Here is a 20,689-nt window from a genome sequence, read left to right as displayed (position 1 = left end):
CAATTTAACTCATCCTTGGATTATTTTGTATGTCCGATTGGCCACCAAAACCAGAAAATGAAGTTCAGAATACACAACATAACTCGCAAAACATCACTGGCAAAGAATGGCATATTTTAGAAAAAGCCGTTTTAGCTTCGGTAGAAGAGCAGCGCCGTGCACGTCGTTGGAGCATCTTTTTTAAATTTCTAACTTTTGCTTATATCCTGTTTATTTTAGTGCTATTGGGGAAAAGTTGCAGTACCTCATCTACAGATCCAACGGCAACGACCAGTTCGCATATTGCTGTAGTTGATATTATTGGCACCATTGCCGCAGATAAGCAAAGTGTCAATAGTGCGGATACAGTCAAAGCATTAAAGAAAGCCTTTGAAAGCAAACAAAGTAAAGCTGTGGTTTTAAATATTAACTCACCAGGTGGTTCACCGGTTCAGTCGGATGAAATCTGGCAAGAAATTCAGTATTTGAAAAAAGCACATGCGGATAAAAAACTGTATGCAGTGATTGGTGATACGGGTGCTTCAGGTGCGTATTACATCGCTTCTGCTGCGGATGAGATCATTGTTAATCCATCTAGCCTTGTTGGTTCGATTGGAGTGATTATGCCGAACTACGGTGTGAATGGTTTGATGAAAAAGTTGGGTGTAGAAGACCGCACCATGACTTCAGGCGAAAACAAAGCATTGCTTTCCATGACTCAACCGGTTGATGCCGCACAAAAAGCACATGTGCAAGGTGTACTTGATAATGTGCATGACCATTTTATCAATGCAGTAAAACAAGGTCGTGGTAAAAAGCTGAAATCTCAAGATCCAGCAATATTCTCTGGTTTATTCTGGACGGGCGATCAGGCAGTGAAATTGGGTATTGCAGATCGTACAGGTAGCTTAAATACGCTGAAGCGCGAATTAAAAGTTGAAAAAGCAGTGAATTACACCATTGAATATAATCCTTTCGATTCTGTACTTGGACGTATCGGAAGTTCGATTGGTCAAGGTTTCGCGACTTCACTTTCACAACAAGTGCAATCTGAACAAACGACCAAATTACAATGAAGCCACTGATCCATTTTGCGCACGCCAATGGCGTGCCATCAAAAGTTTATCAAAAGCTGTTTGATTTACTGAAAGATGAATACGATATTATTTATGTACCATTGTTGGGGCCAGATAAACGCTACCCCATTGATAATCATTGGGAGAGTCTGACCAATCAAGTCATTGACAGTATTGTACGTCAAGCCAAAGGTCGTCCAGTGATTGGACTCGGGCATTCATTGGGTTCTGTACTGACCTTTCAGGCGGCATTAAAGCGGCCTGAGCTGTTTAGTCAGGTGATTATGCTTGATCCGCCACTGATCATGGGTAAAGAATCTTTTGCCTTACATGTGGCGAAGCTGCTTAAGCTCAAAGCATTGGATAAAATGTCTCCGGCAGGTTTATCCAAGCGTCGTCGTGATCATTGGGAATCTAGGGAACAGGCCGCAGAATTATTAAGACCAAAAAGTTTTTATCAGCATTTCGAAGCAGACTGTTTTCAGGCATATATTGATCATGCCTTGATGGATGATCCATTGCGTGGTGGGGTAGAACTGACCATTCCGAAAATGGATGAGGTGGAAATTTTTAGAACCAATCCATCTCGTTGGTGGTTGCCACAAACCAAACCTAAAATGCCAATACATTTAGTGGTTGCTGAGCAGAGTCCATTTTTGCCGCGCAAATTTCCACAGCAGGTAAAGAAGAAGTTTGGTATTCCTTTTACTGTGACACCCGGTGGTCATATGTTCCCATTGGAGCATCCAGTTGAAGTGGTTAAATTAGTGAAAGAGCTGATTCAATCTCAAGCTTAATCACAATATTTTTCACAAATAAAAAACGCATCCCAGGATGCGTTTTTTATTGCAAAAAAATTGGTTTAAAGCTTACAAAATTGAACCGGTTTCTGCATCGCTTGACCACGGTACAATACACCTTGTTTAGTATATTGAACTGTTCCTGTACAAATCCATTCCACCACTTGCGGGTAAATGACATGTTCAAGTACATGGACGCGACTCGCTAAAGAATTTACATCATCATGCAAATTTACTTTTAGTACACCTTGAGCTAAAGCCTGACCGGCATCCAGCTCAGCAGTCACATAGTGAACTGTACAACCATGCAAAACATCACCTGTGTTAAGTACACGTTGATGAGTATGCATGCCTTTGTAGTTTGGCAAAAGAGAAGGGTGTATGTTGAGCATTTTCCCTTCCCATGCTTTGACAAACTTGGCACTTAAGATGCGCATAAAGCCTGCAAGAACCACCAAATCAACATCCCAATCCAGTAGTTGCTGATGCATGACATCATCAAAGGCTTCACGATTCGGATATTGTTTATGTTCAATAACGGCAGTTTGAATACCTGCTTTTTTAGCACGTTCTAAAGCATAAGCTTCAGGCTTATTGGAAATCACCCCAACAATTTGACCTGACAGATTGGCATCGATCAGGGCTTGCAAGTTACTTCCACTGCCTGAAACGAGGACAGCAATTTTGATCATGTGCGTTTCTTTATGCAAAAATTACGCGAATCTTTTCATCAGCACCGGCAACAGATTCAGCATTGTCTTGGATATGACCCATTGTCCATGCTTTTTCGCCAAGGCTTGTTAATAATTCAACAGTTTTGTCAGCTTCAGTCGCATCAACAACAATCACCATGCCTACGCCACAGTTAAATGTACGGTACATTTCATGTTGTTCAACACCGCCTTCACGTTGAAGAAGTTTGAACAATTCTGGCCATTCCCAAGACGCTTCATTCACGACAGCTTGAGCACCGTTTGGAAGTACGCGAGGTAAGTTGCCCGGTAAACCACCACCTGTGATGTGCGCCATAGCGTGAACATCAACTTGTTTGCAAAGTTCAAGCAATGGTTTTACGTAAATGCGTGTAGGTTCCATTGCCACATCGGCAAGTGGGCGACCATCCACGATTTGTGTTAAATCAACGTTTTTCACGTCTAAAATTTTACGGAGTAAAGAGTAACCGTTTGAATGTGCACCTGAAGATGCAACACCAATTAATACGTCACCAGCTTTAACTTTGGTACCATCAATAATTTTGCTTTGCTCAACTACACCCACGCAGAAACCTGCAAGGTCGTAATCTTCACCTTCATACATGCCCGGCATTTCGGCAGTTTCACCGCCAACCAATGCACAGCCTGCAAGCTCACAACCTGCACCAATACCTGTCACGACATTTGCAGCGACATCCACATTTAAGTGACCAGTTGCATAGTAGTCGAGAAAGAATAATGGTTCAGCACCACATACAAGAAGATCGTTTACACACATTGCAACCAAGTCTTGACCAATTGTGTCATGACGGTTCAAATTGAGTGCTAAACGTAATTTTGTACCAACACCATCTGTGCCAGATACGAGAACAGGTTCTTCATAACCTTTAGGGATTTTACAAAGAGCGCCGAAGCCGCCTAATCCGCCCATAACTTCAGGACGTGAGGTACGCTTAGCGACAGATTTGATTCGATCGACAAGTGCGTCGCCCGCTTCAATGTCGACACCCGCATCTTTATAGCTTAAACCAGTGTTTGGGGAAGTTGAGTTGCTCATAATGAAGTCTCCGCATTCGCGCGGCGATTATACCCGAATATACGAAACTCTTATGTTATTTATGCGCTAAAATGCTATCTTTATTCAAATATTTTACTTTCTATAACGAATAAACCGAAAAAAGGCGAATTTGCATGGTGGATCGTACCTTACGTCGCATTTTTATACTCTCAGGAATTGCATTAATCCTTTGGGTCTTGTATCTGCTTAAACCAGTAGTATTACCTTTTATAGCTGCATTTTTGGTAGCTTATTTATTTAGCCCGTTGGTGGATAAACTGCATAAGATCGGTTTGCCACGTTGGTTGTCCATTAGTATTGTCTTTGTTGGCATTGGCGTGGTTCTTACCTTGGCAATGTGGTATCTGGTACCACTCGTTTGGCAACAGCTGATGTATGCGCGTGACAGTATTCCAGCAGGAATCCATTGGTTAAATTACACTTTTTTACCTTGGGTTTCGCAAACTTTTAGTGTCGATCCGATGGAAATCGATACGCAGCAAATGTCGACTGTGGTCATGGAATATATTCAGACCAATTATAGTGCTGACAGTATTCAGGCAATGTTGTTAAAAGTCGCTCAATCAGGTCTGAATTTCATCCAGATTGGCGGGACGGTTGTTCTGATCCCCATTATTGCATTCTATTTCCTGTTAGATTGGGATCGTATGCTCGACAGTTTCCGTCGTTTAATCCCTCGTCCTTATGAGAAAAGTACTTTACATATTGTAAATGAATGTCACAGCGTATTAGGTGCCTTTGTTAAAGGTCAGTTTTTGGTGATGTTTCTACTTGGTACGGTGTACGCAGTCGGCTTACAAGTGATTGGTCTTGAAGTAGGACTGATTATTGGAATGGTTGCGGGACTGGCCAGTATTATTCCTTATTTAGGATTTGCTGTTGGGATTATAGCTGCTGTAATTGCAACACTATTCCAGTTTGGTATTGATTGGATGCAACTGGTCTTGGTGGGTGTTGTCTTCATGATTGGCCAGGCAATTGAAGGTTATGTTCTGCAACCTTTCTTACTCGGTGATAAAATTGGTTTATCTCCTGTGGCAGTGGTCTTTGCGGTATTGGCAGGTGCGCAACTTGCTGGTTTCTTGGGAATGTTGATTGCTTTACCGGTTGCAGCCATTATTGTCGTACTGTTACGCCATGCGCGCGACTGCTATGAGAAGAGCCGTATATATGGGCAATCTGGTGTAATCATACAAGAGACTGGAGCAGGATCAATTTCGATTGAAACGGATCAGGTAGATGTCGATATTGAATTGAAAAATCAAGAATCAAAATGTCTGCAAGATGCTGAAAAATCGAGTAAGATTGAATTGATAGACAATAAAGAACCTTAAGGTCAAAACACATATATGCGTCAACTGCAATTAGATATAGAACCTCAACTGGATGCCCGAATTAGTGATTTTTCGGGTCCGAGTTGGGGGCATGTTATTGATGCAGTTCGACAGCTTCATGCCGGTTTAATAAACCGTTTTTATGTGTATGGTGGTGCGGGTTCAGGTAAGAGCCACTTGCTTTCTGCCATTTGTGATTCTTATTTAGAGGTAGGCAAGTCTGCAATTCAAGTCTCATTACTGGAATTGCTTGATGCGCCAACTGAAGCAATTACTTCATTAGATCAATATGACCTTGTGGCCTTGGATGATATCGAAGCCATTAGTGGTGTTCCACATTGGCAAAAAGCAGTATTCCATTTAATTAATTATAATAATGAAGGTGGAGGGCAGTTGGTTTTCTCTTCTCGTGTAGCACCCATTGAATTAAAACTTGAACTTCCGGATTTACAGTCACGTTTGACTCAAGCGGTGAGCGTTAAAGTACCGACAGGGAGTTTATATGCAGATCGCTATGCGCTAGTAACATCAGTCTTAACACGTCGTGGAATTCACATTGATCAACAAATTATCGATTATTTGTTGCTGCATGGGCCTCATCAAACCTCTGTTTTATTACAAACTTTAGAACAATTAATTCAGCTGTTAAAAGGTGAAAAAACAAAAATCAGTCATGCCAATTTAAGACAAATTTATGCATTAATTGATGAATATCGGTAAACAATAAAAAATCTTGAGTAATTACTCTAGCTGTGACAAAGTACAGCAAAATAATTCGCAATTGCAGGGAATATGCAATTTCAGAATAAAAAGATAAAAGAATATAAGGAGAAAGATATGCTCAAACGGAGCATAGGCATAGGGATGCTGTGTCTAGCAGGACATGCTTATAGTGCAGAAATCACCGTCACCATTACAGATGATATCACCAAAGATGATAGTGAATGTTCATTGCGTGAAGCCATTGAATATGTCAATAAAGGCATGCCTGAAGCAGGTTACATGGGCTGTGGCGGTAAAGATGCTTTGTCGACGATTCTATTAGACAAACAAAAAACTTATACCCTAAACGCTAAAGTTGATGTGAAAGCAAGTCTGGCCTTAAAAACTTATTATGACACCACAGTGACTGAAGAAGCGATTGCGGGCTTAAATAATGCTGTCATTAAAATGGCAGGCAAAGATCAAATTTTTAATATTGACCATGATCCGAAAGATTTAGCTTTGATCACTATCAAAGAAGTGAGCTTTGAAGGTTGTAACAAAAGTATTTGTGCCGACAAAGGCGGGATTTTCTATAACAATGAACGTTTGGTCTTGCAATATGTCAAACTCTCTGGCGGTAACGCACGTTTAGGGGGAGCAATTTATAATGTCGGAGAGAAGAGTAGTACAACACAAAATTACATTAGCCAAGTCGCGATTAGCGACAGTATTTTGGAAAATAATACAGCTGTCACTGGTGCTGCTTTGTATGGTCAACGACCGGCATTTACACTGAGCAGTGCTGTCTTTAAAAATAACAATACGACTTCAGGTGCTGCTAATATTTTTAGTGAGAAACCCATTGCTGACGTTACTCTGCTAAACGATAAAAATATAAATAAACTCAGCAATAGTACATTTTTAAATAACAGTGGTTATATCATTAATATTCGTGACGGTATTGCTGTAAATAATGTGACGATTGTAGGCAATAAGGCAGGTGTACAATTCAATTCGGAAAAAGGCTACGGTTATCTTGCCAACAGTATTGTAATAGGCAATGGTAGCGGCACGAATTGCCAATTTAACGCAGATGATAAAACATTAATACAAAACAATTTAGTGGGTACTGAGTGTAAGAATGGCGATGCCAAATATCCAAATGAGTTTTGGACAGGTAGTAAACTTTTTGCCGGTAACAGTAGTGAAGGCAGTTGTAAATCGTTGATGGAAGATCCAGACGCTTTACTGTGTCCATACAGTACGCCGAAAAATACGTTCTTGGGTTATATTCGCCCACGTATTTTACTCAGTGCTAAAAATATGTTTGATACCTTGATTTTGAATAAAGGTCGTCTGGATTTGTCAGTAGGCAGCACACAGTTGATGTGTGAAACCATGGATCAACGCAATAAGAATCGAACAACGGATAATAGCTGGTGTGACCGCGGCGCGATTGAGATTATTGTACCGAGCTCTAAATCGCGTATTGGACAAGATTTAAAAGTGGGTGAAGTTGCTAAGTTAAACATTCTAGAATACTTGGGTGACAGTGACTTATATCCAAAAGAAAAATGCGAAAGCTTGCTAAAAATGAAAAATCCAGCAGGCGGCGAATGGCAAGATGGTTGTGCCTACATTGATCAAACTTTAACAAAGTCAAAAGGAACATTGACTTTAGATATCGATGGTAATTTGGTTTATACCCCAAATGGCAATTGGCATGGTGCAGATATTTTTAACCTTCAAATTGTCACGTCATCGACACATTTCAATGAAAACAAAAAATATATGGTACTTGAAGCCTATATGGTACAAGAACCGAACAATGAATTTGAAGATAAGTCTGTAAAAACCTCAGGTGGGGCGTTCGGATTCTTCGGCTTATTTGCTGTATTGGGACTGGTGGGTATACGCCGCTTTAAAAAATAAGAAAAAGGGAAAAGTGATGCACACTTATAAAAAAGGATTGCTCTGTGTCATGGTTTTATCTGCAATGTCATTGATGGCAGCTGATGATCGAACCATTTATGTCACAACATTTGCAGATGAAAATGGTGAAAATGCGAATGCCTGTTCATTGCGTGAAGCGATTATCACGGCAAAGAAAAATGCAGCTTATGGCGGGTGTACACCAGGAAATACGGTGTTTGGTCAAACTGACTATATTCAACTTGAAGCCGGTAAATATAAATTGGATTCAGAATTAGCGCCTGAATCGGTGATAATTATTAACGGCGCATCGCGTGAGAATTTTAAAGAAAAGAATAAATTGACCCAGACCTATCCAGCGCTGGAAGGTATTAAAACTATAATTAGTGGTGAAGGTCGTACACGGATTTTTAACACCAGCAAAACTGAAATTAGTTTCACCTTAAACGATATTCAGCTTGAAAATGGCTATGCCGGTGTTCAAGCTGGGCAAAATGGTCGTGGTGGGGCAGTACTTATTGGGGGAGATTTAATCTTCAAGAATGGGGCGATTGTCAATTCTAAAGCAGAGGTTGCAGGGGGTGCAATTTATAATGTTGCACTGAATAGCGAGAAAAAAATATCCATTAATGGCAGTTTAATTCAAGGTAACACTGCAGCGAAAGGTAGTGTGATCGCGATGGATTGCTATGGTAATTTGGACGATACTAAACCAGTCGTTTATTTTGAACGTAACAGTATTATCAACAATGGTTCAAGCAGTAGTTTAAGTGCTTTTGATTTCTGTGGTTTAGCAAAAGTTGATTTAATTACCAATACCATTGCGCAAAATAAAGCCAGTACCAGTAATGGTAGTATTCTACGTATGGTAACAGAGGGGTTAAATCGCTTAAGTCCTTTTTCAATGTTTAAAATCAAAAGTAATACTATTGTTGAAAATGAAGCGAACAGTACTTTGCTCTATGATGAGAATGGCAGCAAATATGTCGATTTTAACGTTTTGGCTTTTAATCTAGGTGGTAAATCGTGCCGCTACTATTCTAATACAGGCGTGCCAAAAGAAAATATCGTATTTATTTTGGCAAAAAATGCTTTAAATTTAGGCACGGGTACAGATCAGTGTATGTTGCCTAAAAGTAGTTTAGATGCCACAGCGGAAAACTCAAAAAATATTGATGTATCAACCGCAAGTTTCTCGACTCTACTTTCTAAGCTGATCCCTGCATCTCCATATAACACGTTCTTGCCGCTGTATTATCCACGCAATAATCAAACAGCGACGGATTTAGTCGATGTGAACAGCAGTGGTTGTAGTGATTATGATCAACGACTTCTAGAACGTGCTGATGATACAGTTTTACAATTAAATCCCGATCTACAAAGTAGTTGTGATATTGGTTCTGTTGAGCAAATGAACCTAGCGGCGGTGGATGTTTCTGATCTTAAAAATTCATCTTTAGTCACGCTGTTAGACTACTACCAGAAAAATATTGATGAGCTGAAAGAGATCATTGCTGATAGTAATACCAATAAAGAAGATGTTGATGATTTTAAGGAAGAGTTAGCTGACTATGAAAATCTTTATAAATACACCAAACAGTACCAAAAATATCGCACGATTTATTTTAATCCGATTGAGCTTGCGATTGCAGGCGAAGAGCGTGTTCTAGACAGTAAAAATGAAGAATATCGAATTAAAGTATTAGATACCAAGCATTACGATATTATCGCAGAGCCTTTGGGGATTGGCGTACTGACCTTTAAAGATGGTCAGCCGATACTGAATGGTTCAATGGATGACTTAAAGTGTGAGTGGAAAGCTGATCTGAAACGTATAATGATCTATCGTAGCAGCGGTGCACTTTTAGAAAATGGTGATAATGCATATTGTAAATATACGATTAAAGAAAAAGCTGGCAAAGCACAACAGTCATCAGGCATTTTAAAAGTCAGTTTCACCAATATCGAACCTATTGCTACAAATGATAATTATGTTTTGGACGCAAGTCAGTATCTAACCATGAGTGTAAACCCACTCGAAAATGACAGTGATGATGGAGATGGCCCGATTTCGACTGTGACGAAACCGAAAGCTATTTATCATCAAAATGATGCAGGACAAGATATTCCAATCCGTTTTCCTGAATTACCTGCGGGTTTAATTATGAAAGCAGAGCATGAAGGCCCTTGTCCTGAAGCATATATCCGTGACACCTGTTATGGCGGAAAAATTCAATTTACCGTAAAAAATGCTTATAGCCAGTTTGATTACTCAATTCGATATGCAATTTTTGATGCAGATGGTGGAATGTCTAAGGAAGCAACATTGTTATTGAAAAATACTGCAAAAGACACCAACTCAAGTAGTAGCGGTGGTGGATCATTCGGTATTTATGGTCTATTGGCACTTATTGGATTGGGGCTGTACCGACGTAAAATGAAATAAAACTAAAAAAGCCTCGAAAGAGGCTTTTTTATTAGTATTGCTGAGTATTTTGAGCATTAATGATTAGTAATATTGGGCTGCTGCAAATATTTAGTGATGTATTCATCACGAATAGCAGGTCTTTCTTCAGCTGTCGCTTTTTGCATACGGTTGCCTAAATCTTTACGCTCTTGGCTACTCATTTTTTGCCAGGTTTCTCGCATTTTTTGCTTTTCTTGCTCGGGTAATTGGGTAAACCAATCCATACGCTGATGCAAAGCTGTACTTTGCGCTTCAGGTAATTCCTTTAGCGATTGATAACGCTGAATAAGTGCACGTTGTTCAGCATCTGACAGAGTTTCCCATGTTTCTGCCACTTGAGTGTCTGCATCTTTAGAAAAAATCCAAAAACGTTCAAAACCAGCGAAACTGGTTTGTAGAAATCCGAGTGCACAAAAAGCAAATGCTAATCTTTTAGCTGCCATGTGGAACTTTGTCCTCGCCTAAAACCATTAACATCTCCAAATCTTCAACCATTTGTGGTGATAATTTTGGAGTAACCACAACTTGATTCTGAGGCTTTGCAGCCATTTCAATAGAATTTGGGAAGACCACGAAACCCGCAATTGCAGCTGCAAGTGCAAATCCTGACATTTTCCAAAGTCCGTAACGAGAAGTTTCCCGGTCTTGAATTTCTTCAATGACGTGATTCATCACAACAGGCTTGTCTTTATGATGTTGTGCGAGTCCATCGAGTTTGGAAGTAACTTGTTTTAAGAAATCATCTTGTTTCATTCGGATGACCCTCCAGAATATGGATTCAAATGTGCCAACGAGTTCCGAAGACCTTGAATAGCACGGTGATAATGCGTTTTTACACTACCTTCACTGCATTCCATGATTTGTGCAGTAGTGTGTGTATCAAACCCTTCCCAAGCACGTAGCATAAAAGCTTGTTGCTGCCGAACGGGAAGCTTAGAAATGGCTTCCTGTATTTCTTCGGCAGTCACGGCTTGATCAAGAAAATCGAATGGACTAGGGGTGCTTTCATCGACAATATCATTCAGTTCAATATCATCGTCATCTAGGCTGACCTTTTTAAAAAATGAAAAAGGTTGCGCTCGACGGACTTCTTTTCTACGCCAGTCTTGTAATTTATGGTTCAAAATGGTGTAAAACAGCGGATACCATTCATCAGTCGGCTTTTCAGCATATGTTTTATGCAGGGAAATAAATGCTTCCTGCACTAAATCCATCGCAATGCCTTGTTGACCTTGAGTAGCACTCTCCATCATGACTAAGGCACGTCCAGTCACATCCTGCATGAAAATTTTCAGGCGTTGTTCAGCCGTACTCTTCAGAGTACTCAAATTTTCCGAGTGAGACTGTTTCGGTGCTGAATCCATAGAGATGGAAAATCCTGTCATTGGATACCCACCATTATTTCCATTTTCATATACATATAACGTTGGAAATAATGGTTTGGTTGACAAATAAAACTTATTATTTTTCTAGTGTAATCTATTTTTAAACATCAACGAGTGATGTTTAAAATAAAGTAACGAAAGAGAAAGGATTATAAACGCTGACGAACCATCTCAAAGAAACAAATCGAGCCTGCGACGGCAACATTCAATGATTCTTGTCCACCAGGCTGCGGAATAGAAACAGCTTCAGCATGCTTAAGTGCATAATCAGATACACCTTGACCTTCATTACCCAGAATCCAAACACACTGTTTTCTTAAGTTCTTTGAGTAAAGGCTTTCAGATTGGTGTGAGCTGGTAACATAGACCGGTATTGTGAATTTTTCTAAAAGGTCTTCTAGGGCAATATTTTCATAGGTTTGTAGAGAAAAATGTGCACCCATACCTGCACGTAAAACGCGCGGTGACCAGATCGAGGCTGAACCTTTGGTACATACAACTTGCTCAATGCCGGCAGCGGCAGCTGAGCGTAGCAAAGTTCCCACATTACCCGGATCCTGGATATTATCTAGGATTAGGGTGTCTTCTTTAAAATTTAAGGCTTGATTTGAACTAGGTAAATCAACAATTGCCAAACATGCCAAAGAAGTGCCTAAGGTACTTAGGTCGTTGTATAAAGCTTCACTGAGTATAAAAACATTACCGTCGTACAAGGAAACGATTTTTTCTAAATCAGGATGACTATAGGCAGCTTCGGTAGTGAATATAGAATTAATGCTTCGATTCTGTTCTAACCAGGCAAGGCTTAAATGGGTACCTTCGAGTACCGTTTGACGATTCTTTTTACGGAATGAACTTTGTTCAATCAATCCACGTAGGTGTTTGATTTTTGGATTGTCTTTTGATTCAAGAAAAAAAGCTGGCATGGGAGAGTTATCCGTGGAAGTAAGCGATAAATACACTTACTTCCATTTTTAAAATTAATTGTGGTAGTGAGTAACTAAGTCAACTTCATTTTTAGAGCCAATCACAACAGGAACACGCTGATGCAATTCAGTCGGTTGAATTTCTAAAATACGAACACGGCCAGTAGTAGATGCACCACCCGCTTGTTCCATCAACATACTCATTGGATTTGCTTCATACATTAAACGAAGACGACCGGCTTTTTGAGGATCTTTGGTGTCGTATGGATATAAGAAAATACCGCTACGGCACAGGATACGGTGAATATCACCCACCATACACGCTACCCAGCGCATGTTGAAGTCTTTGCCACGAACAGAAGTTTTACCGTCCTGAAGTTCAGCAATATAGCGTTTTACTGGTTCTTCCCAGTGACGTTGATTTGATGCGTTGATTGCATATTCTTTGGTATCAGCAGCAACCTGAATATTTTCAGAAGTTAAAAGGAACTCTTGAGTTTCTGGGTCGAAAGTGAAGAATACAACACCCGCACCAACGGTAAGCGCCATCATGGTCGATGGGCCATATAATACATAACCCGCAGCTACCTGGTTTGTACCTGCCTGCATGAAGTCCTCAGCTTTGGTCACTGCATTTTTAGCAGGCAAAATAGAGAAAATTGTGCCGACACACATATTGATGTCGATGTTGCTTGAACCATCAAGTGGGTCGAACAATACCAGGAATTCACCATTTTCTTGTGCAGGGGTAAATTCATCGAGTTCTTCTGAAGCCAAACCACCCACATGTGGATGAACTTTTAAAGCATCGATCAAGTAGTCATTCGAAATAACGTCAAGTTTCTTTTGTTCTTCGCCTTGTACGTTTTCGTGTTGCGCACTACCCAATACGCCCGCCAAAGCTCCTTTTTGTAATAATTGATCAATGTCTTTGCATGTATTACCAATTGTTTCAATAACTTGAGCAAGTTCAGGTGTTAAATTCCCTGCTTTTTGTTCTAGAAATTGGGAAAGGGTGAGGTATGACATGACAGGAAAACTCCAATTAGAAAATGATAAAAAATTATCAAAAGAATATGGGGACTCATTTTAGATGAGAACGCAGCAAAAGGACAATTAAACTCGACTATTTGTCGTGATTTTACTCTTGTAAGTTTTGTGGAAAATGCTATGTTGAGGATTAGAGGGTATTAAAATCGTGATAGGAGCACAGTTATGACAACGCAAAAGTTTGATGCGACTCCAACGCCAAATGAAGCTATGAATTTAGATGATATTTCTGACGAGAAAGTGAAAGAAGCCTGGAAAGCTTATGAAGCAAAACCAGAATATAAAAAATTCAATAAGCATGATCTCATAGAATCCATGCAAAGCTCGAATGATGAAACTAAAGAATCTGAAAAAGTTTAAAACATAAAAAAGCGCTCAATCAATAAGTTGAGCGCTTTTTTATTCAAGCCATTATTTTAACAATGGTGGAACAGCTTCGTAGTTAAGTTCTACACGGCGGTTTTCTTTCCATGCATTTTCATCATGACCTGCATTAATCGGCATTTCTTTACCATAACTCACGGCTTCTAATTGTGTTGCAGCAACGCCATTGGTAATCAGGAAGCTTTCTACCGCTTTAGCACGACGTTCACCCAAAGCCATGTTGTATTCACGTGTGCCACGTTCATCGGTATGACCGGTTAAAGCCACTTTCGAATTTGCATTGGCAACAAGGAATTGTGCATGCGCTTGAAGCGTTTGATAATCTTCGTTAGAAAGATCGCTGCTGTCGTAGTCAAAGTGAACAACGCGTTTTGCCAAGAATGCTTTATTAGCAGCAGTCACACCTCTTGAAGAAGCACCTGCTAGGTTTTGCGCATTTAGAGCAGCATCTTCACTTAAGCCCTCAGTACTTACTGTACCTGCTTCAGATGGATTTTGACCCGCTTGAATTTCAGCTGCAGGTTTACGGCTTGCACAACCAGTCATCACTAACGCTGTTGCAAGAACAGGAAGGACCAATAATTTAACTGCTTTCATCTTTATCTCCATGATCATCATTGCTTTAAATTAAATTGTTATTTTGGCGCCCAAGCGGGTTCGCGAACCTCGCCTTGTTCACTCGGTAAATTCATGCGGAAACGACCATCCAGTGACATGATGGACAATAAACCACGATTCCCTTCACGAGTTGCATAGACCACCATTTGCCCATTTGGCGAGAAACTTGGTGATTCATCCAGACTGGTTGGGGTCAGAATATTGGTAATGCCGGTATTGATGTCCTGAATAGCCACTTTGTAATTACTGCCACTTGGACGATGGACTAAAGCGACTTTTTTACCATCTGCACTTAATGTGCCACGTGCATTAAATGCACCACGGAACGTCAGGCGCTTACTTGAAGCGTTGGCAAAGTTATAGGTATAAATTTGTGGTGAACCGCCTCGGTCAGAGGTGAAAATAAATGATTTACCGTCTGGGGCATAACGCGCTTCGGTATCAATTGCACTGTCATTGGTCATACGTTGCAACTGACGTGTTTCCAGATTCATTTGATAGATTTCAGGGTTGCCATGCAAAGATGCAGTAAACAACATGCTTTTACCATCGGGTGAGAAGCTTGGCGCACCGTTTAAACCACGGAAGCTCGCCAGTTTTTCACGTTGACCTGTAGCCAAGTTTTGTACATAAATTGCAGGGCGTTTGGTTTCAAATGAAACATAGGCAATTTTTTTCGCATCCGGTGTCCAGGCAGGTGACAAGATTGGATCACGAGAGGTGAGAATGGTTTTTGGCTGTTCGCCATCCGTATCTGCAATTTGCAGGGTATAACGCTGTTCAGGAGTAGCTGGATTGCGCAGTACATAAGCAATACGTCCGCTAAAGTCACCTGCAATACCGGTCAATGCCTGATAAATTGCATCACTAATCATGTGTCCGGCTTGACGAATACGTGAAGCAGGAACAGTCAGTAATTCATTTAATAAATACTGCTGTTTTTCTACATCATAGAGTTGATAGTGAACTTCAAAACTGCCATTTTCTGTTGTTTTTACTGTACCTGTGACCACATACGGAACACCTGCAGATTTCCATGCCGCTGCATTGGGTGTATTCATACTTGCTGTTGCAGGCAGGTTTTTTGAAGCACTTGAAAATTTGCCTGAACGGTTTAAGTCATTTTCTACAATAGGATAAATGCTTTGATCATTATTAAACGGAATAATGGCAATCTTCGGTGCTTCTTCTGGTGCTTTAGCAATTTCTAAATGCAGTTGTGCATAAGACTGGGTCGCTAAAACGGGACTTAAAGCTGTCAAAATGGTTAGGCAAAGTAGATGTTTACGCGTCATTTCCATCATCCGCTACGTACTCTAAAAAATGTAAATTATTGTGAATTCGGTTGTGTCACATAATGGCATGATTTTGCTTTATTGGAAGTACATCATGATGACTAAACTGTTATAAGACTGTGAAAAGTGAATAAAATATTATCTGTTTTTAGCGAAATTTGAGTTTAAAGGTCAAAAAAGCCACATCAATTAAATTTGATGTGGCTTTTTATTTTATTTCGCAGTAAAGCTTGAAGTAAAGGTTCTTGCTTCACGTCGTGCATCTGGATCGGAAGGCATAGGGTAAGGCGCTGCTGCACGTACAGCGGCTTCCACACTTGCTTTCATATCTAGATCACTTGAACTGACGATAACCGATTGAACTGAACCACTGTCACTTAAAGTTACACGGGCAGTGGCTTTTTGACCGGATGAACCGCTCGGAATATCCCACGCACGTCTAACTTTATTTTCAAAGTCACGTTTTGCAGTTGAGGCAATTTTCTTTGCTTCCGCTTTTTTCGTCGCGGCTTCTTCAGCGGCTTGTTTAGCAGATGATGCTTTGGCTTCTTCAGCTGCACGTTCACGGGCTTCTGCATCGGCTTTTGCTTTATTAGCTGCATCGGCTTTGGCTTTATTAGCCGCATCTGCCTTAGCTTTATTCGCAGCATCCGCTTTAGCTTTATTCACTTCATCGGCTTTTGCTTTGTTGGCAGCATCGGCTTTTGCTTTATTAATAGCATTAGCTTTGGCTTTCTCAGCGGCGTCAGCTTTGGCTTTATTAATGGCATCAGCCTTAGCTTTATTTGCTGCATCGGCTTTGGCTTTATTCACTGCATCGGATTTTGCTTTATTAGCTGCATCGGCTTTGGCTTTATTAGCCGCATCTGCCTTAGCTTTATTCACAGCATCCGCTTTAGCTTTATTCACTTCATCGGCTTTTGCTTTGTTGGCAGCATCGGCTTTGGCTTGATTTACAGCGTCGGCTTTGGCTTGATTTACAGCGTCGGCTTTAGCTTTATTAATGGCATCAGCCTTAGCTTTATTCACTGCATCAGCTTTGGCCTTCGCAGTAGCGTCTGCTTTCGCTTTTTCAGCCGCGTCAGATTTAGCTTTCGCAGCGGTATCAGCTCGGGCTTTTTCAGTAGCCTCTGCTTTTGCCTTGGCTTGAGCATCTGCTTGGGCTTTTAACTTATTTGCTTCAGCCGCTTTTGCCTTTTCTGCAGCTTGCTGTTGCGCTTTTTGCACTGCTTCAGCCGCAGCTTTGGCTTCCTGAGCGGCTTTGTTTGCATCAGGCTTTGCTGGTGCTGGTGCTGGAGTAGGAGGGGTAGGCAGTGCAACTGGAATAACAGGTGCAGGTTCAACACTCGGTTTTGCCGTTTGTTGAACTTGTTCTGCAACCTTTTTATGTGCTGTTTCAGTCGAGTCTGTCTGTTCTAAAGGCACAGGATCGGGAGGGAGCAAGTCCTCAGGCGTGACCAAAACCATTTTAATTTGTTTAGGCGGCTCGACAGGTTTGCTCATGCCCAAAAAAAGTAAGCCAGTCATTGCCACAGCATGGATCCCGAGGGTAAATCCAAGCGCAATTGTTTTTTCTTTGGATTGTGGCTTTTTCAAATCTTTCATACTTTATTCTAGAGGCTTAGTGAGCAGACTAACTTGTGTTAAACCAGCATCTTGAAGACCCGACATTAAAGCCATGACATCTCCATAGGGACGTGTGGTATGACCATTAATGACAACATTCAGTTCCTTATTGTCATCCTTGGCTTTTGTTTGTGCCTCCACTAAAAGACTCGTCAACTGAGCTAGATCAACAGGACCCGTTTTTTGGTTTTTGTATTCCAAATAATAAAGACCATCTTGATCCAGCGTCACGATTGTGGGCGCATCTTTAGATTCGATGGGATTGCCATTGGCTTGAGGTAAATCGACTTTAATCCCACTAGTAATCATGGGTGCTGTGACCATGAAAATCACCAAAAGTACCAGCATGACGTCAATATAAGGAACGACATTCATCTCACTTTTTAGTGGTTTTTTGACCCGCTCAAAGCGTCCAGAGCGCTGAATTGCCATTAGTCATTTTCCTGTGCAGAACTCACAGTTTGACGTTGTAATAGCGCCACCATTTCTTCAGCAAATAATGCACGGTCTGAATAGACTGTTTCACCTTTCGCCGTGTAATGGTTAAATGCCAATACAGCAGGAATTGCAGCAAAAAGACCAATCGCTGTTGCAATGAGGGCTTCGGCAATACCGGGAGCTACCGTTGCCAAAGTGACTTGATCAACATCAGCCAGACCAATGAAGGCATTCATAATGCCCCAAACGGTACCGAACAGACCGACATAAGGTGCAACAGAACCAATGCTGGCAAGTGCGCCTAAGCCTTGTTCAAGCAGACCTTGGTCACGGCTTAAACCGACACGTAAAATACGTTCTGTACCTTCAATCGTTTGCGTATTCGGGGCTTGGAATTTTTTGAGTTTAAAAAACTCGCCTATACCTTGATAGAAGATATCTTCCAAACCGGTACGTTTAGAATTGAGTTGTGCGTTGTTGTATAGCGTATTGAGTTCGGCCCCAGACCAGAAGATTTTTTGAAAATGTTCATCTTCAGCCTGGGCTTTTTTATAACTCATATGTAACTTGGCAATCAGATACCAACTGTATAAAGATGCTAGCAGGAGCACGAGCATTACCAGTTGAACGATGGGACTTGCTTGTAAAATAAGATCTGATATGTGTAAAGATGATTCTAGTTGTGTTGCCATAGTTACAATGTGCCAATGAATTTTTTAGTCTTGTCCTAACTCTTTTAGAATTAGATTACGGATTTCTTCAGGAAGCCGTGTTGGACGCATGCCGTCTACACTAATACATGCCAATTCGACTTCGCCAGATGCAAGCATGATTTCACCACGATAAATATTTTGTTGCAATACAAAAGATGTTGCTTTGCATGAAACAACGCTTGCAGTAACGGTAATGAGATCATCCATCAGGATTGGACGTGAATATTTCACATTTATTTTATGTACTACAAAGTGATAATCTTTTTGGTGCCAGTAGTGGTCAACACCTGCCGCACGTAACCATTCGGTACGGGTACGTTCCATAAAACGAATATGGTTTGCATGATAGACAATGCCACCTGCGTCAGTGTCTTCAATATATACACGAATGTTGAATTCGAATTTATTCGCCATGATTGTGTCCCATCTTTCAATTCAGTTTTATGGTTTTAGCTATACTTTTAGCGGGTTAAAAAATCTGTAAAAATGACGTTTTTTTCGCTAAGAGTCAAGCTGTGTAACGCATTGCAGTTTAGCAGTTTGAGTTTTTAGTCCAATGGCACAAGGTTTCAAATGAGACCTATTCTGTATTCAATCCACAAAACCTTTAGATATAAAAAAAGTGAGCAAAGGATGCTCACTTTTTTTAAAAAATGTACTTTATTTTTTTGCAGCTTGCATCTTTTTCCAGTCTGTCTGTACCTGTTCGGCAACTTTTGGATAATCCAGGATGAAGCGCACATGGCTTTCTACCCCGGTTTTTAAAGTTGCATTATCGACGATAAATAACGGATTATGGTTAGGTGCAGCTTTCGCCATGTCCTGATCGGCAGGCGTTGCGCCCACAAAGACAAATAAAGACGGCATTAACTTACCATAATAGGCAAAATCTTCACTGGCACTGGCATTGTTGTCCAGCACATGCAGTTTATCTTCGCCATTCACTTGGGCAAGCGTGGGTTGCATCAGCTTGGTTAAGGTTTTGTCATTGGTGGTCACCGGCGCATATGGCGCAATTTCCACTTTTGCAGTGACATCATTGGCTGCGGCATTATGTTCGACCATTTTCGGTAAAGTTTTTAAAATGCCTTGGCGGAGATCTTCACTGTTAGAGCGAATGGTGCCAACCATATTCACCTGATCGGGAATGACATTACCTGTTGTTCCGCCGTGGATACTGCCAATACTGACTACGCCCATGCCTTTGGTTAAATCTGCAGTACGACTGACTAAACTTTGCATGTTGTTAATCATTTGCGCAGAAGCATAGATTGGGTCACGACCAAGCCAAGGCATAGAACCATGTACCTGTTTACCATTGACCTGAATGCGTAAGTGATCGGCACTATTCAGAATTGCACCATCTTTATACAGGATATTGCCGCTTGGCATGCCTGCCATCACGTGCATTCCAAAAATCACTTCCGGTTTAGGATTATTCAACGCACCATCGGCAATCATTTTACGTGAACCGATTAAATGACCTTGGGTGAAGTTATCAATATCGGCACCGCCTTCTTCAGCCGGTTGGAATACAAATACCACAGTACCTGCAATTTTATCTTTATTGGCTGCTAAAGCTTTGGCGGCACCCAGTAACATTGCGGTATGGGCATCATGACCACAGCCGTGCATGACGTGAGTTTCTGCACCTTGATAAATGGCTTTGGCTTTACTGGCATAAGGAAGTCCCGTTTTTTCTTCAATGGGCAGGGCATCCATATCTGCACGTAGCGCCATAACCGGTCCGGGTTTGGCACCTTTAAGTACGCCAATCACACCCGTTTTGGCATAGCCTTTACGCACCTCAATTCCATAAGATTTCAACTCTTTTTGTACCAGCTCAGAAGTTTTGAATTCCATATTTCCAAGTTCAGGGTGTTGATGAATATGTTGTCGAAGCTTAATGGTATGGGCTTCTACGTTTTTAACGGAATCATCAATCCAGTCTGCAAAGCTCAGTTGGCTGCAAAGGACAAGGGGAAGACAAAGCGAGATCTGCTTGTACATGTTCATATCTTGGGAGAACCTTAAGAGTTTGAAATAGTTAAAGTGATTCTCTAGCATTGCATACTGATCTAAATTCGACCAAAACCCTCTAAGTATGTGTTGATACTTCAAAGGTATATTAAGTGTTAATGTTTGTTCTACAAGGGCTTTATTCACTTTT

General features: G+C 40.9%; 21 protein-coding genes. 7 read left to right on the top strand and 14 right to left on the bottom strand.

The genetic code is table 11. The features are described from left to right. Nucleotides 1–29 precede the first annotated feature (29 nt). Both sppA and HLH14_RS02645 read left to right on the top strand, forming a co-directional pair. Nucleotides 30–1,055: a signal peptide peptidase SppA gene (gene sppA, locus HLH14_RS02650; RefSeq protein WP_067724889.1), complete on the top strand. Its 1,026-nt coding sequence runs from the start codon at nt 30–32 to the stop codon at nt 1,053–1,055. Then, nucleotides 1,052–1,852, top strand: coding sequence for an alpha/beta fold hydrolase (locus HLH14_RS02645; RefSeq protein WP_067724891.1), 801 nt, complete (start codon nt 1,052–1,054; stop codon nt 1,850–1,852). Before sppA ends, HLH14_RS02645 begins: the two co-directional genes overlap by 4 nt. A 65-nt stretch (nt 1,853–1,917) precedes the next feature. On the opposite strand, the gene purN is transcribed toward HLH14_RS02645, so the two are convergent. Together purN and purM are read right to left on the bottom strand one after the other, a co-directional pair. Further along, entirely contained in the window at nt 1,918–2,547 is a 630-nt protein-coding gene (gene purN, locus HLH14_RS02640; protein ID WP_067724893.1) for a phosphoribosylglycinamide formyltransferase, read from the bottom strand. 10 nt (nt 2,548–2,557) lie between these two features. Next, nucleotides 2,558–3,625 (bottom strand): phosphoribosylformylglycinamidine cyclo-ligase, encoded by a 1,068-nt coding sequence (gene purM / locus HLH14_RS02635; protein ID WP_067724895.1) that lies wholly within the window; start codon nt 3,623–3,625, stop codon nt 2,558–2,560. Between the two features lie 134 nt (nt 3,626–3,759). On the opposite strand from purM, the gene cxpE reads away from it, so the two are divergent. From cxpE to HLH14_RS02615, 4 genes are all read left to right on the top strand, one after another. Beyond that, on the top strand, nt 3,760–4,980 hold the full coding sequence (gene cxpE / locus HLH14_RS02630) for a chloramphenicol efflux transporter CxpE (protein ID WP_067724897.1): 1,221 nt from the start codon (nt 3,760–3,762) through the stop codon (nt 4,978–4,980). A gap of 15 nt (nt 4,981–4,995) precedes the next feature. Beyond that, nucleotides 4,996–5,700, top strand: coding sequence for a DnaA regulatory inactivator Hda (gene hda / locus HLH14_RS02625; protein ID WP_067724899.1), 705 nt, complete (start codon nt 4,996–4,998; stop codon nt 5,698–5,700). 117 nt (nt 5,701–5,817) lie between these two features. After that, entirely contained in the window at nt 5,818–7,617 is a 1,800-nt protein-coding gene (rbtA, locus tag HLH14_RS02620; protein ID WP_067724901.1) for a rhombotarget A, read from the top strand. Nucleotides 7,618–7,633: 16 nt separating this feature from the next. Beyond that, a complete protein-coding gene (locus HLH14_RS02615; RefSeq protein WP_067724903.1) occupies nt 7,634–10,063 on the top strand; it encodes a CSLREA domain-containing protein in 2,430 nt (809 codons plus the stop codon). A 56-nt stretch (nt 10,064–10,119) separates the two neighbouring features. Here the strand turns inward: HLH14_RS02615 and HLH14_RS02610 are convergent, their stop codons facing one another. From HLH14_RS02610 to HLH14_RS02590, 5 genes are all read right to left on the bottom strand, one after another. Further along, complete coding sequence (locus tag HLH14_RS02610; RefSeq protein WP_067724905.1) at nt 10,120–10,527, bottom strand: DUF3106 domain-containing protein; 408 nt, start codon at nt 10,525–10,527, stop codon at nt 10,120–10,122. Beyond that, the gene (locus tag HLH14_RS02605) at nt 10,517–10,837 is read right to left on the bottom strand and encodes a hypothetical protein (RefSeq protein ID WP_067724907.1); all 321 of its coding nucleotides are present in this window, start codon (nt 10,835–10,837) and stop codon (nt 10,517–10,519) included. Before HLH14_RS02605 ends, HLH14_RS02610 begins: the two co-directional genes overlap by 11 nt. Then, entirely contained in the window at nt 10,834–11,448 is a 615-nt protein-coding gene (locus tag HLH14_RS02600) for an RNA polymerase sigma factor (RefSeq protein WP_067724908.1), read from the bottom strand. Before HLH14_RS02600 ends, HLH14_RS02605 begins: the two co-directional genes overlap by 4 nt. Nucleotides 11,449–11,618: 170 nt before the next feature. Then, nucleotides 11,619–12,395 carry a TrmH family RNA methyltransferase gene (locus HLH14_RS02595; RefSeq protein WP_067724910.1) on the bottom strand — a complete coding sequence of 259 codons (777 nt, stop codon included), beginning with the start codon at nt 12,393–12,395 and terminating at the stop codon, nt 11,619–11,621. Nucleotides 12,396–12,449: 54 nt separating this feature from the next. Further along, a complete protein-coding gene (locus tag HLH14_RS02590) occupies nt 12,450–13,424 on the bottom strand; it encodes a class 1 fructose-bisphosphatase (RefSeq protein ID WP_067724912.1) in 975 nt (324 codons plus the stop codon). Nucleotides 13,425–13,610: 186 nt separating this feature from the next. On the opposite strand from HLH14_RS02590, the gene HLH14_RS02585 reads away from it, so the two are divergent. Then, complete coding sequence (locus HLH14_RS02585; RefSeq protein ID WP_067724914.1) at nt 13,611–13,805, top strand: NF038105 family protein; 195 nt, start codon at nt 13,611–13,613, stop codon at nt 13,803–13,805. 51 nt (nt 13,806–13,856) lie between these two features. Here HLH14_RS02585 and pal read toward each other — a convergent pair whose 3' ends face one another. The 7 genes from pal to HLH14_RS02550 form a co-directional block, all read right to left on the bottom strand. Then, a complete protein-coding gene (gene pal / locus HLH14_RS02580) occupies nt 13,857–14,426 on the bottom strand; it encodes a peptidoglycan-associated lipoprotein Pal (protein ID WP_067724916.1) in 570 nt (189 codons plus the stop codon). 38 nt (nt 14,427–14,464) lie between these two features. Beyond that, nucleotides 14,465–15,748, bottom strand: coding sequence for a Tol-Pal system beta propeller repeat protein TolB (tolB, locus tag HLH14_RS02575; protein ID WP_171255210.1), 1,284 nt, complete (start codon nt 15,746–15,748; stop codon nt 14,465–14,467). A 207-nt stretch (nt 15,749–15,955) separates the two neighbouring features. Continuing rightward, a complete protein-coding gene (tolA, locus tag HLH14_RS02570) occupies nt 15,956–17,347 on the bottom strand; it encodes a cell envelope integrity protein TolA (protein ID WP_171532605.1) in 1,392 nt (463 codons plus the stop codon). 3 nt (nt 17,348–17,350) lie between these two features. Beyond that, nucleotides 17,351–17,800, bottom strand: a complete 450-nt coding sequence (gene tolR, locus HLH14_RS02565) for a protein TolR (RefSeq protein ID WP_067724922.1) — start codon at nt 17,798–17,800, stop codon at nt 17,351–17,353. Then, nucleotides 17,800–18,498: a protein TolQ gene (gene tolQ / locus HLH14_RS02560; protein ID WP_067724924.1), complete on the bottom strand. Its 699-nt coding sequence runs from the start codon at nt 18,496–18,498 to the stop codon at nt 17,800–17,802. The genes tolR and tolQ overlap by 1 nt, the downstream gene beginning before the upstream one ends. Before the next feature lie 24 nt (nt 18,499–18,522). Beyond that, nucleotides 18,523–18,933 carry a tol-pal system-associated acyl-CoA thioesterase gene (gene ybgC, locus HLH14_RS02555; protein WP_067724926.1) on the bottom strand — a complete coding sequence of 137 codons (411 nt, stop codon included), beginning with the start codon at nt 18,931–18,933 and terminating at the stop codon, nt 18,523–18,525. Nucleotides 18,934–19,179: 246 nt separating this feature from the next. Continuing rightward, nucleotides 19,180–20,529, bottom strand: coding sequence for an amidohydrolase (locus HLH14_RS02550; RefSeq protein ID WP_165493726.1), 1,350 nt, complete (start codon nt 20,527–20,529; stop codon nt 19,180–19,182). Nucleotides 20,530–20,689 lie beyond the last annotated feature (160 nt).

It is taken from the genome of Acinetobacter terrae (genome assembly GCF_013004375.1).
Lineage (GTDB): Bacteria > Pseudomonadota > Gammaproteobacteria > Pseudomonadales > Moraxellaceae > Acinetobacter > Acinetobacter terrae.
The sequence above is the reverse complement of the archived record's forward strand: the minus strand, read 5'-3'. Positions and strand labels throughout refer to the sequence as shown.

What these genes read in the sequence shown, in the direction of transcription:
- sppA (WP_067724889.1), top strand. Translation starts at nt 30, where the DNA reads ATGTCCGATTGGCCACCAAAACCAGAAAATGAAGTTCAGAATACACAA.
- HLH14_RS02645 (WP_067724891.1), top strand. Translation starts at nt 1,052, where the DNA reads ATGAAGCCACTGATCCATTTTGCGCACGCCAATGGCGTGCCATCAAAA.
- purN (WP_067724893.1), bottom strand. Translation starts at nt 2,547, where the DNA reads ATGATCAAAATTGCTGTCCTCGTTTCAGGCAGTGGAAGTAACTTGCAA.
- purM (WP_067724895.1), bottom strand. Translation starts at nt 3,625, where the DNA reads ATGAGCAACTCAACTTCCCCAAACACTGGTTTAAGCTATAAAGATGCG.
- cxpE (WP_067724897.1), top strand. Translation starts at nt 3,760, where the DNA reads ATGGTGGATCGTACCTTACGTCGCATTTTTATACTCTCAGGAATTGCA.
- hda (WP_067724899.1), top strand. Translation starts at nt 4,996, where the DNA reads ATGCGTCAACTGCAATTAGATATAGAACCTCAACTGGATGCCCGAATT.
- rbtA (WP_067724901.1), top strand. Translation starts at nt 5,818, where the DNA reads ATGCTCAAACGGAGCATAGGCATAGGGATGCTGTGTCTAGCAGGACAT.
- HLH14_RS02615 (WP_067724903.1), top strand. Translation starts at nt 7,634, where the DNA reads ATGCACACTTATAAAAAAGGATTGCTCTGTGTCATGGTTTTATCTGCA.
- HLH14_RS02610 (WP_067724905.1), bottom strand. Translation starts at nt 10,527, where the DNA reads ATGGCAGCTAAAAGATTAGCATTTGCTTTTTGTGCACTCGGATTTCTA.
- HLH14_RS02605 (WP_067724907.1), bottom strand. Translation starts at nt 10,837, where the DNA reads ATGAAACAAGATGATTTCTTAAAACAAGTTACTTCCAAACTCGATGGA.
- HLH14_RS02600 (WP_067724908.1), bottom strand. Translation starts at nt 11,448, where the DNA reads ATGGATTCAGCACCGAAACAGTCTCACTCGGAAAATTTGAGTACTCTG.
- HLH14_RS02595 (WP_067724910.1), bottom strand. Translation starts at nt 12,395, where the DNA reads ATGCCAGCTTTTTTTCTTGAATCAAAAGACAATCCAAAAATCAAACAC.
- HLH14_RS02590 (WP_067724912.1), bottom strand. Translation starts at nt 13,424, where the DNA reads ATGTCATACCTCACCCTTTCCCAATTTCTAGAACAAAAAGCAGGGAAT.
- HLH14_RS02585 (WP_067724914.1), top strand. Translation starts at nt 13,611, where the DNA reads ATGACAACGCAAAAGTTTGATGCGACTCCAACGCCAAATGAAGCTATG.
- pal (WP_067724916.1), bottom strand. Translation starts at nt 14,426, where the DNA reads ATGAAAGCAGTTAAATTATTGGTCCTTCCTGTTCTTGCAACAGCGTTA.
- tolB (WP_171255210.1), bottom strand. Translation starts at nt 15,748, where the DNA reads ATGGAAATGACGCGTAAACATCTACTTTGCCTAACCATTTTGACAGCT.
- tolA (WP_171532605.1), bottom strand. Translation starts at nt 17,347, where the DNA reads ATGAAAGATTTGAAAAAGCCACAATCCAAAGAAAAAACAATTGCGCTT.
- tolR (WP_067724922.1), bottom strand. Translation starts at nt 17,800, where the DNA reads ATGGCAATTCAGCGCTCTGGACGCTTTGAGCGGGTCAAAAAACCACTA.
- tolQ (WP_067724924.1), bottom strand. Translation starts at nt 18,498, where the DNA reads ATGGCAACACAACTAGAATCATCTTTACACATATCAGATCTTATTTTA.
- ybgC (WP_067724926.1), bottom strand. Translation starts at nt 18,933, where the DNA reads ATGGCGAATAAATTCGAATTCAACATTCGTGTATATATTGAAGACACT.
- HLH14_RS02550 (WP_165493726.1), bottom strand. Translation starts at nt 20,529, where the DNA reads ATGTACAAGCAGATCTCGCTTTGTCTTCCCCTTGTCCTTTGCAGCCAA.